Origin of the sequence: Anoxybacteroides rupiense, from assembly GCF_014196195.1 — a bacterium.
Taxonomy (GTDB): Bacteria; Bacillota; Bacilli; order Bacillales; family Anoxybacillaceae; genus Anoxybacteroides; species Anoxybacteroides rupiense.
In genome coordinates, this window is record NZ_JACIDF010000005.1 from 182,053 (window position 1) to 206,764 (window position 24,712).

Below are 24,712 nucleotides of genomic sequence, written 5' to 3' on the forward strand. Positions count from 1 at the left end.
TTCTCCTTTACTATTTAAAGTCCATTCATCTTCATTATAGTTGATTGTCATTTCTTGAACAATCATGTACGATGAAAGGGAGAAAGGAGAGAAACGTAGTGGGTAATGCTGTTTATGAGAAAGAAAAACAATTGAAATATCTAGAGGAGCGTTTCAACATGCTGCTGCACATGCTTGATTCGCTAGATCCAGAGGCTGCGGATTTAGAGGATATTGATCGACTCATTGCCGTCATTGATTCGCTCGAAATGAAATATGAACAATTCAAAAAAAGCTGGTAAAAAGCCGTCATACGGCTTTTTTCTTTTTTCCAATGCCATCCGTTTTCATCCATCACTAAAAAGGAGTATAATAAAAAAGAAGTCGAACGATGGATACATATGATGAACAAAGGGGAAGGGGCGTTTAGGATGGAAAAATTTCAAGAAAGTATGTACCAGCTTATTGTTGAGACATCAACGAAGCTTCCAAAAGATGTTCGGCGGGCCATCGCTCGCGCCAAAGCAAGAGAAAATGCCGGAACTCGTGCCGCAATGGCTCTATCGACCATTGCTGGGAATATAAAAATGGCCGATGAAAATGTATCGCCTATCTGTCAGGATACAGGGTTGCCAACATTTAAAATTAAGGTTCCTGTCGGAGTGAATCAAATTCAAATGAAAGAAGCGATTCGCCAGGCGGTCGTGCAAGCGACAAAAGATGGAAAGCTTCGGCCAAACTCCGTCGATTCGCTAACAGGAGAAAACAGCGGCGACAACTTAGGAGTAGGTGTCCCAGTCATAAAATTCGAGCAATGGGAAAAGGACTATATTGATGTTCGTCTCATTTTAAAAGGCGGCGGCTGTGAAAATAAAAATATTCAATATAGCTTGCCTTGCGAATTGGAAGGACTTGGACGAGCCGGACGCGATTTAGATGGAATCCGCAAATGTATTTTGCATTCCGTATATCAAGCGCAAGGCCAAGGATGCAGTGCCGGATTCATCGGTGTCGGCATCGGCGGCGACCGTTCTTCCGGATATGATCTGGCAAAGGAACAGCTCTTTCGTTCTGTGGATGATGTCAATCCGAACGAAGAACTTCGCCAGTTAGAAGAATATATTATGGAAAATGCTAATAAGCTTGGCATCGGCACAATGGGATTTGGCGGTGAAACGACGCTTCTTGGCTGTAAAATTGGTGTGATGCATCGTATTCCGGCTAGCTTCTTCGTTTCTGTTGCCTATAATTGCTGGGCATTCCGTCGTCTTGGAGTGAAGATTCATCCAGAAACAGGGGAAATTCAAGAATGGCTCTATCAAGACGGAGAAGATGTGGATTTTGCCGAAGAATTAGAGAAGGTGGAAGAAAAAGCTTCGACAGGAGTGGGAGAATCACGTGAAATTGTGCTCGAAGCGCCGATTACAGAAGAGCAGATTCGCCAGTTGAAAGTCGGCGATGTGGTTCGCATTAATGGCATGATCTATACAGGACGTGATGCGATCCATAAATATTTAATGGATCATGATGCTCCGGTTGATTTAAATGGACAAATTATTTATCATTGCGGTCCGGTTATGCTGAAAGATAAAGAAGGCAAATGGCATGTGAAGGCGGCAGGACCGACAACAAGCATTCGCGAGGAACCTTATCAAGGTGACATTATGAAAAAATTCGGCATTCGCGCGGTGATTGGAAAGGGCGGCATGGGAGCGAAAACATTGTCCGCATTAAAAGAACATGGCGGCGTTTACTTAAATGCGATCGGTGGAGCAGCACAATATTATGCGGACTGTATCAAATCGGTCGAGGGTGTCAATCTGTTAGAATTTGGTATCCCGGAAGCGATGTGGCATTTGAAAGTGGAAAACTTTACCGCTGTCGTGACAATGGACTCTCATGGCAACAGCCTTCACGAGGATGTAGAAAAATCATCATTAGAAACATTGGCGCAATTTAAAGAGCCGGTATTTAAATAAGCGGAAAAAACAAGGGTGTAGACAAAATCCATGTTGAGCTTGTCTGCAACCACTTTACGCATCATCCATTCCTGATCGTCCTAACTTGACAAGGCTTGGCCGATAAGAAACACAGCCGAGCGAGAAAACGAATCAAGGAAGCATCATGAAAGTGTTTGATAACAGTCTGAACCGCTAGCGATCAACGCTAGCGGTTTTTTTGAAGAAAATGGATTGACTAAGCAGCTCGTATAAAGAAAACCCTAATTATAGCGAATTTATTTTTAGGGGAGAGAAACAATGAAGCGACTTGTTTTATTTTTATCTTTATGGATGGTGGCCATTCCGCTCATGTCACAGACGGCTTACGCAACTGCCAACACCCCCATTCATTGGGGATTTGCCAAAAGCAAAGATCATCAGCCGCCGTCTGCCGGAAAGGAATGGAGCGAACTGCTTGTCAAATACGATGGTTTTTATATAGGAAATACGCAAAAAAAGGAGATTTATTTAACTTTTGATAACGGATATGAAAATGGCTATACGGCACAAATTTTAGATGTACTTAAGCAAAAGAGGGTACCAGCCACCTTTTTTGTGACAGGACATTATTTAGAAACGGCGCCTGATTTGGTCAAACGCATGGTGAAAGAAGGGCATATCGTCGGTAATCACTCTTGGCATCATCCTGATTTAACGCAAGTAAGCGATGAGCGCCTGCGCAAAGAGTTGGAATCCGTACGGCAAAGAACAGCGGAATTGACGGGACAAAAAGGCATGATGTACCTTCGTCCTCCACGGGGCATTTTCAGTGAGCGAACGATGGCCGTCGCTCGTGAGCTCGGCTATTACCATGTCTTTTGGTCGCTTGCCTTTGTCGACTGGAATACCGACCAGCAAAAAGGCTGGAAATATTCTTATGATCAGATTATGAAGCAAATTCATCCAGGAGCGATTATTTTGCTTCATACCGTTTCTAAAGATAATGCGGATGCGCTTGCCAAAGTAATTGATGATTTGCGCAAGCAAGGGTATACTTTTAAAAGTCTCGATGACTTAATGGCAGAAAAAATGCGTTTTCATCCGTTGCTCTTTACCCTTTGAGCTTTTGTTCAAAGGGTTTTGTTTCGTATAATGAAAGAAAAAAGGAAGGAACGGACATGTGGCAGCAACACATAAAAGTAAGCGCTCCTTATGATTTTTCACGCGTATTGGAAAGGTTGGCGTTAGACCCTCTCACAGTGGCCGATGTTGAACGACAGCGACTGGCTGTACCGCTTTATATCCGTGATGTTCCAGTGGCGGTTTTCGTACAAAGCATCGGTGATAAAAGCAATCCGGCGTTTTTGGTTGAAGCGGAACACGAAGAGCTGAAGGAGGAAATTGTCAAAAGAATTTCCGATATTTTTCAATGGAATATGCCGCTTGCGCCGATTCACCAACATTTTTTACAAACAGAATTGCGCGAGCTGTTTCTTGAGCATGAAGGAACACCGCTCATTTTGGACTTCGACCTTTATTTTTGTCTGATGAAGTGCTTTATTCACCAACAGCTTCATTTAAAAGTGGCCTATCGTTTAACCGAACGGTTTGTGAAAGCTTTTGGAACGGAAAGAGAGGGAATCTGGTTTTATCCGCGGCCCGAGGAAATTGCCGCGCTTCATTATGATGATCTGCGGTCATTGCAGCTCAGCGGTAAAAAGGCGGAATACATTATCCATACATCGCGGCTGATGGTGGAAGGGAAGCTGCGCTTCAGGGAACTGCAGCATGCGGAGGACGCGGAAGTGGCCAACATGCTGCTCCCGATTCGCGGCATTGGTCCATGGACAGTGCAAAATTTTCTTTTGTTTGGACTTGGACGCCCTAATCTGTTTCCAAAAGCCGATATCGGGCTGCAGCGAGCCATTCAAAAATTACTTCACTTAGAAACCAAGCCTTCTCCAGAGCAAATGGAGGCGCTTGCTCAAAAATGGGAGCCGTATTTAAGCTATGCCTCGCTGTATTTATGGAGAAGCATCGAATAGGAGTTGAAAGCATGGGGAAAACAGCGATTACCATTCAGAAAGGACAACAATTTCCGTTGACGATTAAGCGGCTTGGCATCAATGGGGAAGGAGTCGGTTATTTTAAAAAGCAGGTTGTTTTTGTGCCAGGAGCGCTTCCAGGAGAAGAGGTCGTGGTAGAGGCGACAACTATTCATCCAAAATACGCTGAGGCGAAGATTAAAAAAATACGCAGATCGTCCGCTCATCGCGTCACTCCGCGTTGTCCCGTTTACGAGCAGTGCGGCGGTTGCCAGCTTCAGCATTTCGATTATCAAGCGCAGCTTGAGGCGAAGCGTGATATTGTCATCCAAGCGTTTGAACGGCACTGCCGCATTCCTGTGGAAGCGTTGGAGATCAAGCCGGCTATCGGCATGGAAGACCCATGGCATTACCGCAATAAAAGCCAATTTCAAGTCGGAAAGCGGAATGAAAACGTCATTGCCGGTCTGTATGGAATGGGCTCCCATCAATTAATCGATATCGCGGAATGCGTCATCCAGCATCAAGCTACAAATCGAGTAACGGCGATCGTCAAAACGATTTTAGAGGATTTACGCATCCCGATTTACAACGAACGGAAACGGACGGGAATTGTGCGCACCATTGTTGCCAGAGTTGGCTTTCACACAAAAGAAGTGCAGCTTGTGTTCATTACCGCCAAAAAAGAACTGCCACGGAAAGAGCTGCTGATTTCAGAGATTCAGCGCCGGCTTCCGGAGGTGAAGTCGATCATGCAAAACGTGAACGGCCAGAAAACATCGCTTATTTTTGGCGAAGAGACATTTTTGCTTGAAGGGGAAGAGTACATTCAAGAGGTGCTTGGCGATCTTTCATTCGAGCTCTCGGCTCGCGCTTTTTTTCAATTGAATCCTGTGCAAACCGTCAAGCTCTATGATGAAGTGAAAAAAGCAGCAAGGCTGACAGGGCACGAAAAAGTGGTTGATGCATATTGCGGTGTCGGGACGATCGGGCTTTGGCTCGCGAAAGATGCCGGGGAAGTGCGCGGAATGGACACGATTCGTGAAGCGATTGAGGATGCACGCAAAAACGCTGCGCGCCACGGATTTCACCACGCGGTATATACGGTCGGAAAAGCAGAACATATTCTGCCAAAGTGGGTGAAAGAAGGCTGGCGCCCTGATGTGGTGATTGTCGACCCGCCGCGCACCGGCTGTGACGAAGCTTTATTGCGCACCATTCTTCAGGTCAAGCCATCCAAAATCGTCTACGTCTCCTGTAACCCATCAAGCCTCGCGCGCGACATTGACCGGCTATCCAAAACGTATCAAGTCGACTACATCCAGCCCGTCGACATGTTTCCGCACACCGCGCATGTGGAGTGTGTGGCGAAACTAACCTTGAAATAAAGGGATTTTGAAGAAGGCTAAGCGGCATTTGACCACATTTGTGCCACTTAGCCGTTTTTTCTTATAAAATCTCCAAACAAATGTGCGGTTTTTTCTGCAATTTCTTTCGTTACATGAGCATAAATATCGCCAGTTGTTTTGATAGAAGCATGTCCCAGTCGATCTTGAACCTCCTTTAGTCCGGCTCCTGCTTCGAGAAGCAATGTAGCATGAGTATGTCTTAAGTCATGGAATCAGATTTTCTTTACTCCGGCTGCTTTGATCCCCCGGTTAAACACATCCGTTAAGGTGCGCGGGAAAATCGGTTTTCCTGTTTCACGTGCAAAGACAAGGTCGTTATCTTCATATTGATTTCCCATGATCAATTTAATCTCAGCTTGTTTGGCTTTATATCGTTTCAATCCTTTTAAGAGAAAGTCATCTATCGCAATGATGCGCTGGGAAGCTTCTGTTTTCAAGTTTCCAAATCGAAATCCGTCTTCGTCATAAATTAAATTTCGTTGAATATGAATTTGTGCATGTTCAAAATCAATGTCCTGCCATTTCAGCCCTAAAAGCTCACCCCGGCGCATTCCGGTGTAGGCTGCTGTTAAGAAGGCGGTATAGTATATGATGTTTTCTAATTTAGCGAAACTTAAGAATCGGTTTAGCTCTTCTCTTGTCCAAGTTACGTATTTTCTTTTTCTGCCTAGAGGGACCTCTACTTTAATGTACGAGGTATGAACATCGAGGTTGACCAATTGATCAAAATTGCTGAATCCTTACAATAATCAAAATCACGGCTATTGCCGGATTTTTTTGTTTTTAAAGTTATAAAGTAGCATGATGAATGAGCCTTTATCATTCATTGAGTAATATTTCAATCAAAGGAAAGAATGAGGACAGCTATTGATTACGGGAAAAGAGGATTCGGCAAGAAAAAAGGAGGATGAATAAACCGGCGATTTCGGGGCAAAATGATCAGCCTTGACACCTTTACTTTACAACAATTTTTCCAACATATTGGACATGACTGCGATTACTTTTTATATTTAGTTCTAATACATAGTTCCCTGGATTATTTGGCAGAATAAAAGTACGATTTTCCTCTACCCCTCTTTTTGATTTTCATCTCTCCACAAATAAGCTTTTATTTGCTCAAGCTTAAATTCTTGATGCTTAATAAACAGCGGTTTTGCCATCTGTTTTTTATTTACTTCTATGGGGCTTTTCTTTTGCCCCAAAGCATAAACACTTGCATTTTGTTCCATCTTATTTTCAGACACACTATTCCCTACTTTCCATTTGTAAGCTTTTAAATCTAACATGTATTCTTCGTTATTTGTGATTAATTTGCCTTCAGGCGGAAAAGTACTGTAATCCTCTGATAATAAGCCGTCTTGTTGGAATATGTATATTGCTCCAATAACTATAATCGCCAAACTAATAAATATGGTAATAGCAGTTCCAAATGATATTTTTGATAATTTATTCATCATTATCTCCCTTTATAAATGTTGATATATCAACGGTTGTAGCCGTTGTGGGGGCAAAAAATACTTTTCTCCATGCTTTCTAACTTTATTTCTTAAATATGTGTATATATAACAGAGGGTGGGTATGTTTCGTTGCCACTACTGGTTCAATGGATTGTAGTGAAGGAAAGAGTATGGGATGCACCTTGATTCTCTATACAACTTATGATGCTCACGCGTTTTTGGATATTTATGTGATGACATTCTTTCGTTCCGTTTTGATGCTCCAATGTTTAGCCTGACGTTTTGGATTTTCCTAGTCGGTGTGTTTGTATTTTAGCGCGGGTTAAAGAAGAGCAACTATCAAAAAGTAGGTGTTTAGCCACTGGAATTCGATTGATTGCTTTATTTTGAGGATATGATCTCCCTATTGTTTACGGCCTTAATAGGCGTTGGACAGCCGTTTCGACAGTAAACATACGTTTGTTCCATGCTTCTGTTTTGTCATCTACATATTCTAGAATTTTTTTCGTTATAGAGCCCGAGGTTGTTTATGATATTTTTTTGAAGCTGCTCTTGTCCTTGTTTTAACTCGGCAAGTTCAAATCGTATTTCTTCCTGTCCTTGTTCCATGCGCTCTAATCGTCCACTTATTTTCTGCAATTCGACAAAAATTTGTTTTAGTATATCTTCCATTTTTAATTTCCTCCTTCAGAATTTTTTTAATTACTTTTAATTATAGCCATAGGTTGAGCATAGAAAATGAACGATTTATCTTCTAATTCACGAAAGAAGAAATAGACATTTTTTCTTTATATAATCATCATAATAAACGTAAAATAAGCTTAACGAACCGCGGCATCGATCTGCCGCAAAAGGAGATGAGATGATTGAACGAGGGATGGAATTTTGATAATAGCTACGCGCGCTTGCCCAATCGTTTCTTCAGCAAGCTTCTTCCGACTCCTGTTGGTTCTCCGGAGCTGGTTATACTGAATCGCCCATTAGCTGTTTCGCTCGGATTAAATGATGAAGCGCTTGCAAGTGAGGAAGGAGTCGCCGTACTTGCCGGAAACCAGGTTCCAGAGGGAGCGGAGCCTCTCGCGCAAGCCTATGCGGGGCATCAATTCGGCTATTTTACGATGTTAGGGGATGGAAGAGCGATTTTGCTTGGGGAGCAAATCACGCCTCAGGGCGAACGATTGGATATTCAGCTCAAAGGTTCAGGGCGGACACCATATTCCCGTGGCGGGGATGGGCGTGCGGCGCTTGGCCCCATGCTTAGAGAGTATATCATTAGCGAGGCGATGCATGCCCTTGGCATCCCGACTACGCGCAGCTTAGCCGTTGTGACAACGGGTGAGACCATTTTTCGCGAGACCGAATTACCGGGAGCGATTTTAACCCGGGTTGCTTCGAGCCATTTGCGCGTCGGAACGTTTCAATATGCGGCCAATTGGGGAACGGTTGAAGAGCTTCGAACGTTGGCTGACTATGCACTGGAACGGCACTTTCCGAACTTTGAGACGGCGCCTAACCGTTATCTGTTCTTGCTTGAGGAAGTCATCAAGCGTCAGGCCGAGCTGATTGCCAAGTGGCAATTAGTCGGTTTTGTGCATGGGGTGATGAATACGGACAATATGACGATCAGCGGCGAGACGATAGATTATGGCCCTTGTGCCTTTATGGACACCTATGACTTAGCAACGGTGTTTAGCTCGATTGATACGCAAGGCCGTTATGCATACGGCCACCAGCCATATATCGGCGGCTGGAATTTAGCAAGGCTGGCGGAGAGTTTATTGCCGTTATTGCATGAGGAGGAGGAACAGGCCGTCGAGTCGGCTGAAGCGGCGCTTTCGGCATTTCCTAACCTGTATCAGCAGCATTGGCTCACGGGAATGCGGGCGAAGCTGGGCCTGTACACAGAGGAGGAGCAAGACGCCGCTCTTATGACCGAGCTATTGCAGCTGATGCAAACACATCAGGCGGATTACACGAATACATTTCGATCATTGACACTGGGGCAGCTTGAAGGAATGCCGCTATTTTGCGCAAAAGAATTTCGCGCTTGGCATGAGAAGTGGCAAGCAAGGCTTAAAAGACAGCCGCACGCAAAAGAAGAAGTATATGAGTTAATGCGCAACAGCAACCCGGCGATCATTCCGCGCAATCATCGGGTTGAAGAAGCATTAGAAGCGGCGGTTGAGCATGGGGACTACAGCGTAATGGAGCGGCTGCTTTATGCTCTTTCCGATCCTTATGCTTATTCTTCGGAACAAAATGAGTATGCCCAACTGCCTCCGCCGTCCGATCGCCCTTATCGGACGTTTTGTGGGACGTAATGGAAAACCTTCAATAAGCAAGTGGTTGATGAGAGATCGGTTTCGAGCTCTCATTTTTTGTTAAAGTGATCATTCATTCCCTCAGTTTATTACTTTTTGGCCCGTTTTTTATGCGTAACGATTTTTATATGTCTTTTTTTAAGAATATATCGTATAATATGATATAAAAGGAGGGGGGATGTTGAATGTCATTGGATGACATGATTGAAGCGATGAATGAACAATGGACAAATATTTATTATTTACTGCACTACGTTCACGAAGAGCCACTTACTCATCAAGCGGTTCGATTGCTTCAGTACATTGAAAAAAATGGGGAAGCGACGATCGGAGACTTGGCGGAACATCTCCATATATCTCATAATACCGCTTCTGAGCATACAAAAAGGCTGATTCAAAAAGGGTTTGTAACAAAACAAAGAAGCAGTAGAGACGAACGAAAAGTGTTTGTGGCTTTAACGGAAGAAGGGAGACGCGTGCTGTATCGGCATACTCGGCTTGATCGAGACAAACTAAGAAAAGTATTAGAGAATTTTAGTTCATCCGACTTAGAAATGATACGGAAGGCTTTTTCGATGTTGAGTGAGGAGGCAGAAAAATGTTTTCGTTAGTGAAAATTGTGATTTCTGCCATCATGATCGGGATTGTAACGGAAGTGGCGAGAAGATTCCCTACATTTGGCGGAGCTATAGCAGCACTGCCGTTAGTCAGTTTATTAAGCTTATGCTGGCTTTATGTTCAAGGTGAACCAACAAAGCGTTTAAGTGAGTTTGCGTTCGGTGTTTTATGGGGGCTGCCAGCGACTGCTTGTTTATTATTAATAGTCGCTTTATCCTTGAGAGCTTCATTTCCACTGGCTTTGTCCATTGGATTAGGAGTAGCGGCCTGGAGCCTCTTTTTAGCGATTCAAAAGCTAATGGCCCATTCCTAGCGCAGTGCTGGTGGTTAGGTTTTAATCTTATGCTGAATGAAGCCTTTTCTTTCAAGAAGTCTGTGATTACAAGTGATAAAGAAGAAATAAAAAAGCAATAACCGTCCCCCTGTTAAAAAGGGGGCGGTTATTGTTCTGTCAAGGTCTGGAATCTTAAAGCAAAGCTATTTCCTCCATTTCCACTCCGCTAAGAGGTGGGAGAGGTATCCTATCATTGGTAGTCCATCTATCCTGTCATTCCTTGAGTGAATCAACCGCAAAGCAACATTCCCACTACAGAGAAAAGCTTGGCCGTTCAACATTTGTCGCTTTATATGATTTTTTCGCTGGTCGAGTGCCTAAACAACACTCCGACTTGCATGGGGACGTGTTGTTCAGGCCTTTGCCACACGCCTACATGAAGAAGGAAGTGTATGCCTATTTTTGACATGACCTTCGAAACCGTCTGCTGCCATTCTATCCAGAGATGCTCCGTTGATCTAGTCTGGCGAATCCTCCGTTATGATTAGGCGTAGGGAGAACCGCTAAGGGAGGAAGAGTCATGCCATTTTTGAAACCAGTAAATAAGAATAGCGACGGCTTGAAGAATCAAAAATCTTGAGAAGTCGTTGATATTGTGGTACTCCATAATCCCTAGATATTCGTACCATTTCATGAGACCGACAGCATAGATGATATCCATCACCGCATTGACAAGCATGTAAAACCAAAAGTTTCCGAAAGTAAAATACAAAACAATGATGGGAGCAACCACATAGAAACTGTAAATCATCGGCGTTAGATGTGTGAGAGGAAAAATGGTTTCTTTGACAGTCCACCAATGGAGCCTTTCGCCCAATTGAAAAATGATCGTCATGATTAACGCACAAAGAAAGCCGGTTGCCATAAATCGTTTAATTTTTTGTTTATGAAAAAATAGCAGCAGAAACCAAGGAAAAATAAACGAAATCCAAAGAAGGGTTTGATTGAACATATATTTTTGCTCCTCTTTTCAAAAGGTATCTATATTAGGATTTTGGACAAGTTTTATTTATTTTATAAATCCATTCGACAAAAATAAAGAAAAGTTTTTATTCTCATTAGGTAGTATGTCCATCATAGTTGTGGTCATTGGATTCTATTAAAAACGATATGTGAAAACGCTAACACGGGAAGGTCGGAAGAGGCTATATATTGTTGTATGTAACTGTCAACTAGCATCGCGGGTTTATAAAGCTTGAATCATCGGTTTGTCTCAAGTTTTCGCATAAATTGCACAAGAGAGGATGAAACTGTTAATAAAAAGAAAAAGGATGAATAGAGTGTTGGGATTAGTTGTTGCCGCTCTTTTGTTTAATTGTACGGCTTTTATGACAAATAAACGCTTGACAAAAAATCAAATCATACACATTTGGACTTTTACGATTGCGATTCAGAATATTGTCGATTTGTATTTAAGCACCAAATACGAAGCGTATTGGTATTTTACAAAAGAGATTAAATGGGAGTCATTTCCTGCAAGAGTAGTGCTGATCCCAGCTGTCAATATGCTCTTCTTAAGCTGGTATCCTTTTAGAGATTCGTTATCCAAACGCGTTGTTTGTTTTATAAGTTTTTGGATTCTGATCGTTTTATACGAAGCGAGTGCTTTATTGCCGGAACCGTGGAGGTATTTGCGTTACGGCTGGTGGAATTTAACCTATTCTGCATTGAGCTATCCTTTTTTGCTCATACTGATTTTAAAATATTATCAATGGATATGCAGAGTGGAAAGCTACAAACCATAAAGAATATAAGAAAGAATGCAGAATAAATGGTAGGAGTGGTTTTGATTGTGGATTCTTTATTTTTCCATTATTGTATTTAATCTTATTGCGATTATGATGAAAAAGAAATTAATGCGCATTGAATATTATAGCTGCATTTTATTTGCATTGTTTACTTCAGAGATCGTCGACCGATTTGCCGAAAAATATGATCTGTATGGTTTTTTCTATCCTTTTATGATCGAAGCCAAAACGTTATTGGTTTTATTCGGAATATATCCTGCCGCTTCCATGCTCATTATTAACTGGTATCCTTACGATGGAACATGGAAGAAAAAAAGCTTATATCTGTTGGGCTGGAGCATTTTTTCCACTTTTTATGAATGGTTAGCGGTACGTGTCGGTTTTTTATATCATCATCATTGGAATTTATGGTATTCAGCGATCTCCTATCCTTTTTTATATGGAATGCTTATTCTTCAAGTTTCTTTCTTCCGCAGGCTAAGCAAAGCTGACATGATCTCACCAAAATCATGATATACATATTGAAGACTCGTAGCGCTAGAGAAAATGGCCCCATTTATTGTCCTCGTTCTATATACCTGATGAATAAACGGTATCTGCTAAAGCTCGCGGTCGGAAAACAAGTCACTGACTTGTCTTTCGACCGGCGAAAGCGGATGATCAACGCTCGCACATATGGGATCAAAGGTTGAGGGGGCAAGTGATATCGATCATCATGCTCTATCATGCCATAGGGTATATTGGAGATCAAATAAATGATCTTTTGGCAACTGGAGACAAATCACTGGAAGAGTTTTTGTCACGCGTTCACACGCTACAGAAGCTCAAAGCAACGCTGCTTTCAGAGCTATCTATGGCTCAGGAAGCGGTTTATGATTCGATCCAGTGATTGGACGAAAAACGATACGATATCCTAAAAATATTCCATTTCACAAGTGTTAATAATCCGTTATTTTACTAAAAATATGGAATGATTGAGCTAGACACAAGCTTTTCTGCCTCTTCCCTTGAACCAGAACGCCAGCGGGCAAGTGTATTTGCCCGCAAAGCGTTCGTTGTTCGAGGAGGGCATGCAATCTAGCTTGCCGACTACAGCAGAAAAGCGGGGAACCAAGCAATGTCAATGGGGGGTATTGGATCATCAACACACCTGATTCCATTTATTTAATTTATAGGAAGGAGGTAGAGAGAATTCTGCAAAGTGTGATTTCCATTTTTCTGTTGTTGATGAAATTTTTAGTTATGGGCCTCTATATGGGATCTATTTTTCCGAAAACTGGATTGTTTTTTACATCGTGATAAAAATCTGTATCATAAATGAAAGCAATTTGAAACCTTATGAAAATGTAAGTCTGCTAGAATACTGTGGACGGAAAGAGAATGATGCGTGTTGATGATCAGACTGCTAGAATCGCAAAGGAAACCGATGAAGTTAGGAAAGAGTAAAAAAGAAAAGGTATTTCACTTTTTTCATCTAATATATTAAATAGATATGGGAAAATGACGATAACAGAGAATCAAAGATTCTATTCTGTTCGATAAAATTTTGCTGGCGTAGCAACAAATACTGATTGGATCATTCGTGTTCCGTAAGCTTTTTGTTATCACCTATATCTTGGTGAACATTCGGCTATTGGTATTCGATCAAAGGAATACAAGCGCCATTATATTGCCGTATATTTTCAATACATGATGTGATCGGGAGCCTAAGCATATAAATTGTTGTCATCGTTCATCATCATGCCTCACATGAAGATGATATCGTCTATAAGGATGATAGACAATGAAATATAGAGATCGGGGGATAAGAATGATGTTGGAGAATCAACTGATCAAAAAAACATTTTATGAAACATTTATGACGCCGGGAGAGAAGGATCCCGTTCATTTACTTGGAGAGGCATTTCTTGAAGGATATAAAGACGGTACAGCTGATATCTCGGCCATTCGTTTTGCCCAAGGAGAGGTATATTTTCACAAAAAGGATTATGAAGCGGCGATTTTTAAATGGGAAAATACCCACAATGACTTAGAGCCGTGGGCGAAGAAAAACATTGCTGATTGTTATTATGAGCTTGGACAGCTGTCGATGGCTGAAGAGATTTATAAATCGATTGAAGCAGAAAGCGCCGTTTTGCAAGCAGAGGTGTTGCTGCAGCTGTTTTCCTTGTATATCGATCAAGGCAATATGGAGAAAGCGGATCAAATTATTAAACAAGCGGTAGCGTTTCATCCGGATTATGGAGATGTGACCGAAATGGCTCGTAGCTTTTTCGAAAAGCATCGAGATTGGAAAAGCGCAATCGAGTTGGCGGCAAATGAGGCCATTCGGACAGAGTCGCAGCGTTGGTTTGATATGTTAATCGATTATGCAGAACGCGGCTATACAAAGCTTTTCGAGCCATCGTATTTTTTAAAGTGCTTAGCTGTATTGTATGAATTGGATCAAGGAAGATTTGAACAGCTGGCGGAAGCGCTATGGACTCATTATCAAAATGATCGGGCCTATTTTTCATGGCTTCAGGAATTTAATGAGTTATTCTTTCATTTAGGAGCGAACCGCAAGCAATCGTGGAAAAGATTATCCGAACTGTATCAGGATACGTATTTTGAATTAATTAGCGGAGCTTACTTATTAAGAGATGTGGAGAATTTTATCCCTAATCTTTTAACAAACTGGATCAAAATCGCCAATCATTCCTATGTTTTGTTTGCTTCTGCGGCTGTGCTGGCATGGAGTGAGAAATTTCCGAACAGCTTAAATGACGAGATTGTCCGCGAGGCCGAAGATCTTATCTTTCAAGCGAAAAATGAATTTGACGGCTTAGAATACAGCCTTGAATTATTTAATTCCATTATTAGATGGGCGGAGTCGCAGAAGGCAGACCGTGGCTACCGCTATAGATGGCTGATGCAGGAATTGATGGATTTGCAGACATACCGTGTTTTTGTAGCGGGAGCTTCAGGAAACGGCAAATCTGCGTTTGTCAATTCACTTCTTGGCGAAAATATTTTAACGGCTCCGACCTCTTCTATTATTGTCTTTAGAGGAGGAGAAGAAACGGAGATTCGAAAGGTATCAGATGATGAGTTAATTACTTTAAACTTTCACGAGTTTCAGGAAGCGATTGATAGACGACTGAACAAGCAAATGAACAGCTCCATTATGGAGTTTTCACTGCCAGCGCCTATTTTACAAGAGAATCGCCTGGCGCTTATTGATACACCTGGATTTAATCATCGAAGCCGACTGGAAGAAGCGGTAGAAAACTATTTGCACTTAGCGGATAGCGTTTTATTTGTATTGGATGTGAATGATCCGTTTACTGAAAATGAACAAGAAATTCTTATGTATATTCGGGAGTGCGCGCCGCATCTTCCTGTGCATTTTCTAGTAAACAAAATGGATGAAATTTATGATGAGCATGAAGCAGCTGCCATTTTAGAGGAGACACGCTCAAGGGTGCAGGCTTATTTTCCGAACGCAAAGGTATTGGCCTATTCCTCTTATTTAAGAAGCCGGAAGCAGCAGCATGAGATTCACGAATTTTTTAGAAGCCTGAACCATGGCGTTACAGAAGCGGACAGGGTCGAAAAGATGCTAATATTTACCCGACAGTTTATTCATCATTTATTGAGTAAATGGACGGAAATGGAGGAAAAATTAGCGGACTCCATTCGCTGGAATGAAGAGATGGTGGCAAAGCTAAGCGGTGCGATCAATCAGTTGGCGGATTTAAAAAATGAAAAAGTGCGGACGATTACAAGGACCTTCGATAAAGTATTAGCGGAAGTCAAGGAAGATTTAACGGAGAAGATTCCGGAGATTTTGCGCGGATGCTCTGAGATGATTCAAGAAGACAGCGATTTCCGCAGCATTCATTTAGAATTAAATGATGAAATGAATCGAAGAATCGACGCTCATGTACATGAACGCGTGTTGCCGAAGCTGTATCGTTTGTTGCAAGATTGGATTGACACAGCGAATGATGAACTGAACGATTGCCAAGCGTTCCTCCATGAAATGGGCGAAGGATTTAATAAACTGTTTGGTGAAGAACGGCTTCAGCTGCTATGCGATTTTAGAGTGCTTGATGACTGGCAGCGTGATGCTGATCGAATGACGAGCAGTGTAGAGCTGGAAAAAGTGAATATTTTTCTGCGCCGTACCCCATATCAAATATTATTGAAAGGCGCCGGAAAATTGTTTGGAGTATTCCAGCAAAATAATCTCATGTTATATAATAGATATAAACAATTTGTTGAAAATGAGGATTATATCGATGTGACAGAATCCATTATCAAGCAGCTGCTTCTGCAGTTCGAGCTGTTTGAAAAAACGCTTGAGCGCGATATTTCTATTTTCTTCCGTAAATCGTTTGCTGCGCTCAATCAGACAGTGGATGAAATGAAAACAGAGATTTATAAAAAAGAAAAAGATTTAGAAAAGATGAAAACAAATCCAGAAATGTATCATGATCCGCTCACGTTATTTGCTGTCAAGCTGCGCCAGTATGAATGGATGGTCGTATCAGCAAACAGGGGCTTTTCAAGCGTAACCAAGTCGAGCTAAAACAACTGGATGATTGTGTCTGATTCCAATCGTCGATTCTCAGCAAGGGAATCGACGATTTATTATTTTAAACAAAATATTATATTTATACATTTTTATAGATAATACAATTGATTCTTTTTAATATTTTTGAGTTTAAGATAGCATTGTTCGCTGCCTAAACGTAAAAAACAATTCAAATTCCATGATGATGAAAAGAATGTGTCAAGTCGCATCCAGAATATACTGATTAAAGTATATTTTCTGAAATATTATTTTGACAGTGATAATAGAAAAGAGTATAATTTTTATATAATTTAAAAAATCTGAAAAAACTATTAATTCAGATTGATTTTTGTTGGAGATGGCAAAAAGAGAGGGTGTTCAGCCAAAAAACTAACGAATTAAAGGAGGGCTATTGGCATGGAAAATCGACAGCAATGGGGGACACGCGCTGGATTTATTTTAGCTGCTGCAGGATCTGCTATTGGATTGGGGAATATTTGGAGATTTCCTGCTGTTGCTTACGAAAATGGTGGCGGAGCGTTTTTTCTTCCCTATCTATTCGCTCTACTGACAGCAGGGATTCCTATTCTTGTTCTAGAGTTTACGATTGGTCATAAGTATCGCGGTTCTGCGCCTTTATCTTTTTTAAGAATCAACAAAAAGGCCGAATGGATTGGTTGGTGGCAAGTACTCATTTCTTTTGTTATTTCTACGTATTATGCAGTGATCATCGCTTGGGCGATGTCCTATACTGTGTTTTCATTTAATTTAAAATGGGGAAGCGATACGGAGAAATTCTTATTTGGAGACTATTTGAAGCTTGTGGGAACCCCAGGACAGTTTGGCGGAATTGTTCCAGGTGTTTTTATTCCATTAATTCTTGTTTGGGCGGTTACGCTTATCGTTTTATTTAATGGAGTTAAGAAGGGGATTGAAACAGCAAATAAGATTTTTCTTCCCACATTAGTCGTGTTATTTTTAATTATTGTCATTCGAGCAGTGACATTGGATGGAGCAGCAACAGGGCTAAATACATTTTTCAAGCCAAACTGGGATCGAATTATGGATGGGAAAGTTTGGATCGCTGCTTACAGCCAAATTTTCTTTAGTTTATCTATTGCATTTGCCATTATGATTACTTATTCAAGCTATCTTCCAAAGAAGTCAGATTTGACAAACAATGCTTTTATTACAGGATTTGCCAACTCCAGCTTTGAGTTGCTGGCAGGAATCGGAGTCTTTAGTGTGTTGGGCTTCTTAGCACAGCAGCAAGGAAAAACTGTGGAAGAGGTCGTTTCTGGCGGCGTCGGTCTGGCGTTTGTTGTCTTCCCGCAAATTATCAATGAGTTTCCGGCATTTAATCAGTTTTTTGGCGTTCTATTCTTTTTATCATTAACATTAGCAGGATTAACTTCGCTGATTTCGATTTCAGAAACGTATGTGGCAGGAATTCAAGAAAAGTTTGGCGTTTCCCGTCATAAAGCAGTAGCGATAGGCGGGGGCTTGGCCGCTATTTTGTCGATTTTGTTTGCTTCTAAAGGCGGGCTTTATTTCCTTGATACAATTGACTACTTTATTAATACTTTCGGGGTTGCCTTAGCAGGATTGGTTGAGGTCATTTTCATTGCATGGATTGTGCGTGAACTGAATCATTTGCAAACGCATGCTAACGCTATTTCAGATATTATGTTAGGAGCTTGGTGGAAAATTTGCTTAAGTGTCATTACACCGCTTGTGCTAGGCTACATGATGTTTGATAATATTCGAACGAACATTGCGGAAAACTATGGCGGTTATGAAACTTGGTTTGTGACAGTGTTTGGTTGGATTGTTGCGGCTCTGGTCGTACTTGTTGGATGGATGTTTTCAGCAAAACGGTGGCCTGCAGGGGCAACATCTAAAGTAGACTAGGGAGGAGGTTTCAATACATGGAAACAAGTGCCATAGTCATGATGATCGTGGGAATTGTAGTGATTTGGGGAGGACTTGCAGCAAGCATTACGCATGCTGTAAAAAAAGCAAGAGAAAGTAAAGCTTGAAATGTCATTATATATGTTTTAAAGGACAGGGAGAAAAACGCTCTCTGTCCTTTTTGCTTTGTATAGAAGCGATCGCGGACAGCAAAAGCTTTAGATAAGGAAGAGATTATTTCTATGGATGTATATCGTTGAGTAGATCGAAAATGGCTCGTTATCTTTTGTTTCTTTTGTATTCGGAATGATATAAATCATCTACCCTTTTAGCGGAATACCATTGTCCTAAAAACAGGGAAAGAAACATAAACACGGCTCCAACAGCTAACCCTGTCCGATAATAGCCTAAAAAGAACAATAAAAATGAACCGACAAGTGCTGAAATCATAATCACTAATAACCAATTTTTTATTTTTTCTTTAACGTCGGGCTTCATCCTTTTTCACCTCCGTTTTTTTCTTATCTTTCCCTCATGTATGCAGTACGTTTCAATGCTTGGCAAGGATTCATCTTCTATTCGTACGATTTGATGCTGGGGTGGTTCTGTATAAGGCCAAAAGATTCAATATTATTTTATCACAAGTGTTGATGAGCCATTCGCTTGCCGACTACGACAGAAAGGCTAGGAATCAAGCGATGTCAATGGGTTTTTACTGGATCATCAACCTCCTTGTTATTTTACATATAAATCCAGCTGCAATTCTAGCTACGGAGAAATCTATCATTTAGATAGATTAGCGTTCCGGTCATCAGCATAGGGCTTCTTTTTATTACCTTGATTAAATCGTAGAGGAAAAAGATAGAGGAATAGGAGAGGACAAGCGATCAAGAAGCAGGACTAAAACGCAAATGCTAGATTGTTGACAAACGACCTTCATATAAACATCTTTTGTTCCGTTTGCATCCTCACTCGGCTGTGGTGCTTATCTGTCAACCGTTTTGAAAGCATCAATAGACAAAGTCAGCATTGACTTTGTCTATAACTTATTCTCCTCATGCTCATCAGTGATGAACATGAGGAGAGTGCGCCTTTACTTATGGAGTCAGGGAAAACATGTGTTCATTTGTAGCGTTGATCAGCTTCTCTTTCATTTGACAAGTCATCATCAGGAAGAACGGTTTTTGCAATGGTCTGATCGAGAGCTTCAAAATCGTAATAATGAATGACATCATATAATTCTTTGCGTGATTGCATCTGGTCAAGCTCGTTTTTTTGCGTGCCGGTTGTTAAAATCGCTTCATATACTCGCTCATACGCTTTTGCAGCAACCCGAAGCGAAGTGACCGGATAAATGACCATAGAATAGCCGAGAGCTGCAAATTCTTCAGCAGTATAATATGGAGTTTTTCCGAATTCTGTCATATTTGCGAGCAGCGGAATCGAGATGGCTTGTTTCATCTTAGCGAAATCGTCTTTGCTTGTTAATGCTTCTGGAAAAATGGCATCTGCGCCTGCTTCCGCATATCGGCGTGTCCGCTCAATCGTTTGCTCAATTCCTTCGACGGCATACGCATCGGTGCGAGCCACGACCACAAGTGAAGGGGCTACTTCCTTCAACACTTTAATTTTTTGTACCATCTCTTCTGGAGAAACGAGCTTCTTACCATTCAAATGGCCGCATTTTTTTGGCAGTTCCTGATCTTCGATTTGCACGGCAGCCACACGTGCTTCCACCATTTCTTTTGCTGTGCGTGCCGTGTTAAGAATGCCGCCAAACCCTGTATCAATATCCACTAGCAACGGCAAATTGGTCGCACGAACTAGCTCTCGTGCTCGCTGTGCCACTTCTTCTGAAGTAATAATGCCTAAATCAGGAAGCCCACGGCTGGCGGTAAACGCTGCTCCTGATAAATAAAGAGCTTGAAAGCCGACTTTTCTGGCAATAAGGGCCGCCATTCCGTCATGAGCGCCTGGAATTTGCAAAATTTCCGGGGCGTTCATTAAATAGCGAAATCGTTCGGCAAGTTCGTGTTGTGTTGATTCACGTTCGACAATCCAAACCAAAGGAGCTCCCTCCCTTTCCAATGAATTTTTCAAGGCATAAGCATTCATTTTCTCCTAGCTTCAAGAGAAACCTGCTTTAGTATTTTTAAATGATTAAATGACAAATAAATCGACAAATTCATGTACAGGGGTAGCTGCGAGCCGGTCTTGATCGAGAGAAATGTCTAAGATGCGGTCAATCTGTTTTTTTGGAAAACGTGTTTCAAGGTTTTTCGTGTATTTTTCTAATAATTTAGGGATTGCTTCCTGGCGGCGGAAACGATGTCCGATCGGATATTCGCGGACGATTTGCCTTGTTTCGCTGCCATTCTGAAAGCGAATTTGTACGGCGTTAGCAATCGAACGCTTTTCTGGATCAAGATAGTCACGGCTGTATTGTTTATTTTCGATAACGGTCATTTTCTCGCGAAGGGCATCGATTCTTGGGTCTTGCGCGATTTCGTCTTCATAGTGATCAGCCGTTAAATTTCCGTAGATAAGACCGACCGCTGTGATGTATTGAAGGCAATGGTCGCGATCGGCAGGATTATGCAATGGCCCGGTTTTATCAATAATGCGGATGGCTGATTCATGGGTTGTAATGATAATCTCCTCAATTTCGTCCAGGCGATCCTTCACTTCAGGATGGAGCTCAATGGCGCACTCGACTGCTGTTTGGGCATGGAACTCAGCAGGATAAGAAATTTTGAAAAGAACATTCTCCATTACATATGATCCAAGAGAACGAGCAAGCTTCAACTTTTGCCCTTTGAATAGCACATCTTCAAATCCCCAATTTGGTGCGGAAAGAGCAGTTGGATATCCCATTTCACCTGTTAAAGACATGAGTGCAAGACGAACAGCTCGACTTGTTGCATCTCCAGCAGCCCACGATTTTCGCGATCCTGTATTTGGGGCGTGACGATATGTACGCAGGCTGGAGTTATCGAGCCAAGCATTCGATAGGGCATTGATTATTTCTTCGCGTCCCCCGCCGAAAAGCTTGGTGACAACAGCTGTCGACGCCACTTTAACGAAGAGTACATGGTCTAATCCTACGCGATTTAAACTATTTTCCAGTGCAAGCACTCCTTGAATTTCATGGGCCTGAATCATCGCTTTCAGCACATCGCTCATGTTCAGCGGCTTTTTTGCTTGCGAAATATTGCGGCGGCTTACGTAATCGGCAGCGGCTAAGATGCCCCCGAGATTATCAGAAGGGTGTCCCCATTCCGCAGCTAGCCATGTATCATTATAGTCAAGCCAGCGAATCATGCAGCCGATATTAAATGCACCTTGGACGGGATCAAGAACAAAAGAAGTTCCGGGAATGCGGCAGCCGTTAGGAACGACGGTCCCTGGCACAATGGGGCCTAACAGTTTTGTGCATTCCGGATAGCGGAGTGCAAGAATGCCGCAGCCTAACGTGTCCAATAGGACATAGCGAGCTGTTTCGAATGCTTCATGACTTTCGATTTTTCCGTTAAGAACATAATCCGCAATTTGAACAAGCAATTCGTCTGTTTGTTGTTTTTCATTATTTTTTATTAAAACTTCACTCATGAATCTCTTCCTTTCTAGACTCCATTTATATTATGATAAAAAGAAGAGGAATTGCTGGCCCCAATTCCTCTTCGGGTGAGCGTTTAATCTGCTTTTTCAGTTCACTTGCAGGTGGCGCTCTCCGACATATTTGACGCGAGGGCGGTATAGCCGGTTATTGTTATGCTGTTCAATCACGTGGGCGCAAAGGCCGGCGGTTCGGGCACTAAAGAAAATCGGTGTGTAAAGCTCAATTGGAATACCAAGCAAATAATAGACAGGAGCAGCATAGTAATCTAGATTTGGATAGAGTCCTTTTTCTTCTCTCATAATTGTTTCTCCCGCCTCGCACATTTCGAGCAGAGTCGTGTCGCCGCGGACTTCGCTAAGCTCTTGAAGCGCCTTTTTCATAAGCAAGGCTCGTGGATCCATCTTTTTCATGTATACGCGATGACCAAATCCCATAATTCGTTCCTTATTGGCTAGCTTTTGATAGAGCAGCTGTTTGTATTTTTCTGGCGATTCTGCTTCTTTGAGCATATACATCACGGCCTCGTTGGCTCCTCCATGAAGATGCCCCTTTAACGATGACACAGCCCCTGTCAATGCTCCGTACAAATCGGCGTGGGTGGAGGAAATGACGCGCGCTGTAAATGTCGAGTTTGGCAGCTCATGCTCAATATAAGCGATGAGCGAACGGTCAAATATTTCCACTTCCAGCTCGCTTGGTTGCTTCCCTGTCAGCATATATAGAAAATTGGCGCTGTAAGAGAGTTCTTGGTGCGATGGAACGACTGGCTGGTTATGCAACAAGCGATGGCTGCTTGCAATAATGGCAGGTACTTGAGCCAAAAGCTTAATCGCTTTTTCTTTATTAGCTGCTTCTGTTCGTTCATCGAGATGTGGGTCAAAGCTGGCTAAAACGGAAATACCGGTTCGCAGTGCATCCATCGGATGGGTAGTTTGCGGCAGCTGCTTCAAAATTTTCACCAGTTCTTGCGGCAGTGTTCTTTGTGTGTGAAGCTGCATTTCAAAGCGCTCTTTTTCTGGCTGTGACGGTAGTTTTCCTTCAATAAGCAGATGTGCTGCCTCGGTATATGTTTTGGTTTCTGCAAGCTTGATCAGATCATATCCCCGGATGACGATTTCTTCATTCTCCACATCAAGAAATGAAATTTTCGTTTCAGCCGCTATGATTTCTTCTAATCCTGGACGAAATTCCAAAAAGATCCCTCCTTAATTTAAAATCATTTGCTTTCGTCTGCCGCCTCCTTGCTGAAAACAAGTTCTTGTCGTATTTCTTGATATGCTTGCTGCAAATTAGCACGGCATGATGGCTGTTCTGACAAAGGGAGGCGGACGGCAATTTCCGATTGATAATGATCGTACAGATCCATTAAAGAAACGGGTGGATGTATTGTAAAATTGTTCATGACCGTTTGCTTAAACGCTTCCAAAAAATATTGCTTTGTTCCGAATGTGTTGTGCATGATGTCTGTCCTTTCGTTCTCAAGTTCCAATACGATTCGAATGATGGACATGCGCTTGAAGCAAATAAAAAAAGCATCTTCGCAAATGAAGATGCTGAAAAAGCGCATACGATTCCCTATGAAAAACATATACAAAAAAACATATGTTTTTTCCGCTTCCTCAACACCCCCTATCCTCGTAGGTTTTTGGTGTGGACCGAATCAGGCAGGTCTCCTGGCTTATGTTCATCGCTTCCTAGCCCCTTCCCGTTGATATGTCAAGCATTCAACAGTGGTTTTGGCAGGTTGCTCCCATTTACAGTTGCGGGACAGCGTCGGATTTGCACCGAACTTCCCTTTTAAACCGGTCAAGCGCTCTTTTGCTTACCGATACCTGATCCTAACCAAAGTTATTCAATTTTCAAGTTCACTATATCATATTTTTTCTGAGACGAAAACAAAAAAATTCTTAACTTTCTAACAGGTGGCCTGGGCTGCTTCCGACAGTGTTCGATCATGAAAGTTATCTAGATATAACTTAAGGATGAAAAATGAGAAGGTGATGCTCCGATTTCGACGGTTGAGCATTCGAACAACACGGTCTACAGCTTATTGGTTGATACTTGTTACGCTTTGAAACTGGAATGCTCTTTTTGAATGGTTAATCTTAATAAAAGCGATCGACTTCTGTCGAAATTAGATTTGCGCCATGAATCAGAAGACTTAATCTCCTTGACAATTTTTTCGAAGAATGATAGGGTTATTGTAAAATTTTTCTGATACTTCATGACAGGCTTAGAATGGAGGTTTGAAGCGTTTTTTTCTTGGCGAACAAGAAAATAAATGTGGGAACAGGTTCCAAAGGTGAGTCAAGACTAAATGGCCCAGTCCAAGGCTCCCTGCGGATGAAAAGGGAAGACCGGTGAGATTCCGGCACGGTCCCGCCACTGTAATAGAGGAGCTTTCCGCTTTACTGCCACTGATCAAAGATTGGGAAGGCGAGCGGAAAGCAATGATCCTTAAGTCAGGAGACCTGCCTGTTCTGACAACACTGCTTTTACCTACGGAGGATAGGGAGGTGTTCATCATGGACAAAGGGATTAATCCTTTTTTATGGCATTTCTAGCTTCCGTTGGAGCGTTAGGAATGCTTTTTTTTTATTCGGAAAAAGAAACATGACGTCAAATCGCGGTGAATGCGGGGAGATGTGAGGAGAAGAGCAACTCAGCTGGAAGGATGAACGGGAAACCGAGCCATCGAATGGACAACATAGATTTCCTATCAGGCAAGTCCCGCCTAAAGATCAGGTAGAGAGTGGAAAAACGATAAAAATAA

The 24,712-nt window shown here is 42.1% G+C and carries 22 protein-coding genes, 1 pseudogene and 2 riboswitches; of the genes and pseudogenes, 14 read left to right on the top strand and 9 right to left on the bottom strand.

The window, feature by feature from the left end; all coding sequences use genetic code 11:
- Positions 1 to 98 precede the first annotated feature (98 nt).
- From GGQ95_RS10600 to rlmD, 5 genes are all read left to right on the top strand, one after another.
- Entirely contained in the window at positions 99 to 281 is a 183-nt protein-coding gene (locus GGQ95_RS10600; protein WP_066146705.1) for an SE1561 family protein, read from the top strand.
- 129 nt (positions 282 to 410) lie between these two features.
- Positions 411 to 1,958, top strand: coding sequence for a fumarate hydratase (locus GGQ95_RS10605; RefSeq protein WP_066146708.1), 1,548 nt, complete (start codon positions 411 to 413; stop codon positions 1,956 to 1,958).
- Between the two features lie 312 nt (positions 1,959 to 2,270).
- On the top strand, positions 2,271 to 3,041 hold the full coding sequence (pdaA, locus tag GGQ95_RS10610) for a delta-lactam-biosynthetic de-N-acetylase (protein ID WP_370514197.1): 771 nt from the start codon (positions 2,271 to 2,273) through the stop codon (positions 3,039 to 3,041).
- 56 nt (positions 3,042 to 3,097) lie between these two features.
- Positions 3,098 to 3,964, top strand: a complete 867-nt coding sequence (locus tag GGQ95_RS10615) for a DNA-3-methyladenine glycosylase family protein (protein ID WP_183186735.1) — start codon at positions 3,098 to 3,100, stop codon at positions 3,962 to 3,964.
- Between the two features lie 11 nt (positions 3,965 to 3,975).
- A complete protein-coding gene (gene rlmD, locus GGQ95_RS10620) occupies positions 3,976 to 5,352 on the top strand; it encodes a 23S rRNA (uracil(1939)-C(5))-methyltransferase RlmD (RefSeq protein WP_183186736.1) in 1,377 nt (458 codons plus the stop codon).
- A 47-nt stretch (positions 5,353 to 5,399) separates the two neighbouring features.
- Here rlmD and GGQ95_RS10625 read toward each other — a convergent pair.
- From GGQ95_RS10625 to GGQ95_RS10635, 3 genes and pseudogenes are all read right to left on the bottom strand, one after another.
- Positions 5,400 to 6,092: pseudogene (locus tag GGQ95_RS10625) on the bottom strand (site-specific integrase).
- A 348-nt stretch (positions 6,093 to 6,440) separates the two neighbouring features.
- A complete protein-coding gene (locus tag GGQ95_RS10630) occupies positions 6,441 to 6,827 on the bottom strand; it encodes a hypothetical protein (RefSeq protein WP_183186737.1) in 387 nt (128 codons plus the stop codon).
- Positions 6,828 to 7,310: 483 nt separating this feature from the next.
- Positions 7,311 to 7,502, bottom strand: coding sequence for a hypothetical protein (locus GGQ95_RS10635; RefSeq protein ID WP_183186738.1), 192 nt, complete (start codon positions 7,500 to 7,502; stop codon positions 7,311 to 7,313).
- 194 nt (positions 7,503 to 7,696) lie between these two features.
- Here GGQ95_RS10635 and GGQ95_RS10640 point away from each other — a divergent pair, with 194 nt between their 5' ends.
- The 3 genes from GGQ95_RS10640 to GGQ95_RS10650 all read left to right on the top strand — a co-directional run bounded on the left by GGQ95_RS10640 (position 7,697) and on the right by GGQ95_RS10650 (position 10,082).
- On the top strand, positions 7,697 to 9,151 hold the full coding sequence (locus tag GGQ95_RS10640) for a protein adenylyltransferase SelO (protein ID WP_183186739.1): 1,455 nt from the start codon (positions 7,697 to 7,699) through the stop codon (positions 9,149 to 9,151).
- Positions 9,152 to 9,336: 185 nt separating this feature from the next.
- A complete protein-coding gene (locus GGQ95_RS10645) occupies positions 9,337 to 9,762 on the top strand; it encodes a MarR family winged helix-turn-helix transcriptional regulator (protein ID WP_044741763.1) in 426 nt (141 codons plus the stop codon).
- Positions 9,750 to 10,082 carry a DUF3147 family protein gene (locus GGQ95_RS10650; RefSeq protein ID WP_044741762.1) on the top strand — a complete coding sequence of 111 codons (333 nt, stop codon included), beginning with the start codon at positions 9,750 to 9,752 and terminating at the stop codon, positions 10,080 to 10,082. The genes GGQ95_RS10645 and GGQ95_RS10650 overlap by 13 nt, the downstream gene beginning before the upstream one ends.
- A 505-nt stretch (positions 10,083 to 10,587) precedes the next feature.
- Here GGQ95_RS10650 and GGQ95_RS10655 read toward each other — a convergent pair.
- Complete coding sequence (locus GGQ95_RS10655; protein ID WP_066146731.1) at positions 10,588 to 11,055, bottom strand: hypothetical protein; 468 nt, start codon at positions 11,053 to 11,055, stop codon at positions 10,588 to 10,590.
- 319 nt (positions 11,056 to 11,374) lie between these two features.
- On the opposite strand from GGQ95_RS10655, the gene GGQ95_RS10660 reads away from it, so the two are divergent.
- The 6 genes from GGQ95_RS10660 to GGQ95_RS10680 all read left to right on the top strand — a co-directional run bounded on the left by GGQ95_RS10660 (position 11,375) and on the right by GGQ95_RS10680 (position 18,448).
- Positions 11,375 to 11,848: a hypothetical protein gene (locus tag GGQ95_RS10660; RefSeq protein ID WP_221212073.1), complete on the top strand. Its 474-nt coding sequence runs from the start codon at positions 11,375 to 11,377 to the stop codon at positions 11,846 to 11,848.
- 45 nt (positions 11,849 to 11,893) lie between these two features.
- The gene (locus tag GGQ95_RS10665; RefSeq protein ID WP_052660905.1) at positions 11,894 to 12,364 is read left to right on the top strand and encodes a CBO0543 family protein; all 471 of its coding nucleotides are present in this window, start codon (positions 11,894 to 11,896) and stop codon (positions 12,362 to 12,364) included.
- Positions 12,365 to 12,551: 187 nt separating this feature from the next.
- On the top strand, positions 12,552 to 12,740 hold the full coding sequence (locus tag GGQ95_RS18145) for a hypothetical protein (protein WP_221212074.1): 189 nt from the start codon (positions 12,552 to 12,554) through the stop codon (positions 12,738 to 12,740).
- Positions 12,741 to 13,661: 921 nt separating this feature from the next.
- Positions 13,662 to 16,424: a dynamin family protein gene (locus GGQ95_RS10670; RefSeq protein ID WP_183186758.1), complete on the top strand. Its 2,763-nt coding sequence runs from the start codon at positions 13,662 to 13,664 to the stop codon at positions 16,422 to 16,424.
- A 402-nt stretch (positions 16,425 to 16,826) separates the two neighbouring features.
- Positions 16,827 to 18,320 carry a sodium-dependent transporter gene (locus GGQ95_RS10675; RefSeq protein ID WP_183186741.1) on the top strand — a complete coding sequence of 498 codons (1,494 nt, stop codon included), beginning with the start codon at positions 16,827 to 16,829 and terminating at the stop codon, positions 18,318 to 18,320.
- A gap of 17 nt (positions 18,321 to 18,337) precedes the next feature.
- Entirely contained in the window at positions 18,338 to 18,448 is a 111-nt protein-coding gene (locus GGQ95_RS10680) for a methionine/alanine import family NSS transporter small subunit (RefSeq protein WP_082063435.1), read from the top strand.
- A 151-nt stretch (positions 18,449 to 18,599) separates the two neighbouring features.
- On the opposite strand, the gene GGQ95_RS10685 is transcribed toward GGQ95_RS10680, so the two are convergent.
- From GGQ95_RS10685 to GGQ95_RS10705, 5 genes are all read right to left on the bottom strand, one after another.
- A complete protein-coding gene (locus GGQ95_RS10685; RefSeq protein WP_044741756.1) occupies positions 18,600 to 18,818 on the bottom strand; it encodes a hypothetical protein in 219 nt (72 codons plus the stop codon).
- 624 nt (positions 18,819 to 19,442) lie between these two features.
- A complete protein-coding gene (gene prpB, locus GGQ95_RS10690; RefSeq protein ID WP_183186742.1) occupies positions 19,443 to 20,387 on the bottom strand; it encodes a methylisocitrate lyase in 945 nt (314 codons plus the stop codon).
- 93 nt (positions 20,388 to 20,480) lie between these two features.
- The gene (locus GGQ95_RS10695; protein WP_183186743.1) at positions 20,481 to 21,929 is read right to left on the bottom strand and encodes a bifunctional 2-methylcitrate dehydratase/aconitate hydratase; all 1,449 of its coding nucleotides are present in this window, start codon (positions 21,927 to 21,929) and stop codon (positions 20,481 to 20,483) included.
- A 96-nt stretch (positions 21,930 to 22,025) separates the two neighbouring features.
- Entirely contained in the window at positions 22,026 to 23,132 is a 1,107-nt protein-coding gene (mmgD, locus tag GGQ95_RS10700) for a citrate synthase (RefSeq protein WP_159719339.1), read from the bottom strand.
- Between the two features lie 23 nt (positions 23,133 to 23,155).
- A complete protein-coding gene (locus tag GGQ95_RS10705; protein ID WP_159719340.1) occupies positions 23,156 to 23,398 on the bottom strand; it encodes a hypothetical protein in 243 nt (80 codons plus the stop codon).
- Positions 23,399 to 23,585: 187 nt separating this feature from the next.
- A riboswitch (cobalamin riboswitch) is annotated at positions 23,586 to 23,790 on the bottom strand.
- 461 nt (positions 23,791 to 24,251) lie between these two features.
- A riboswitch (cobalamin riboswitch) is annotated at positions 24,252 to 24,432 on the top strand.
- Positions 24,433 to 24,712 lie beyond the last annotated feature (280 nt).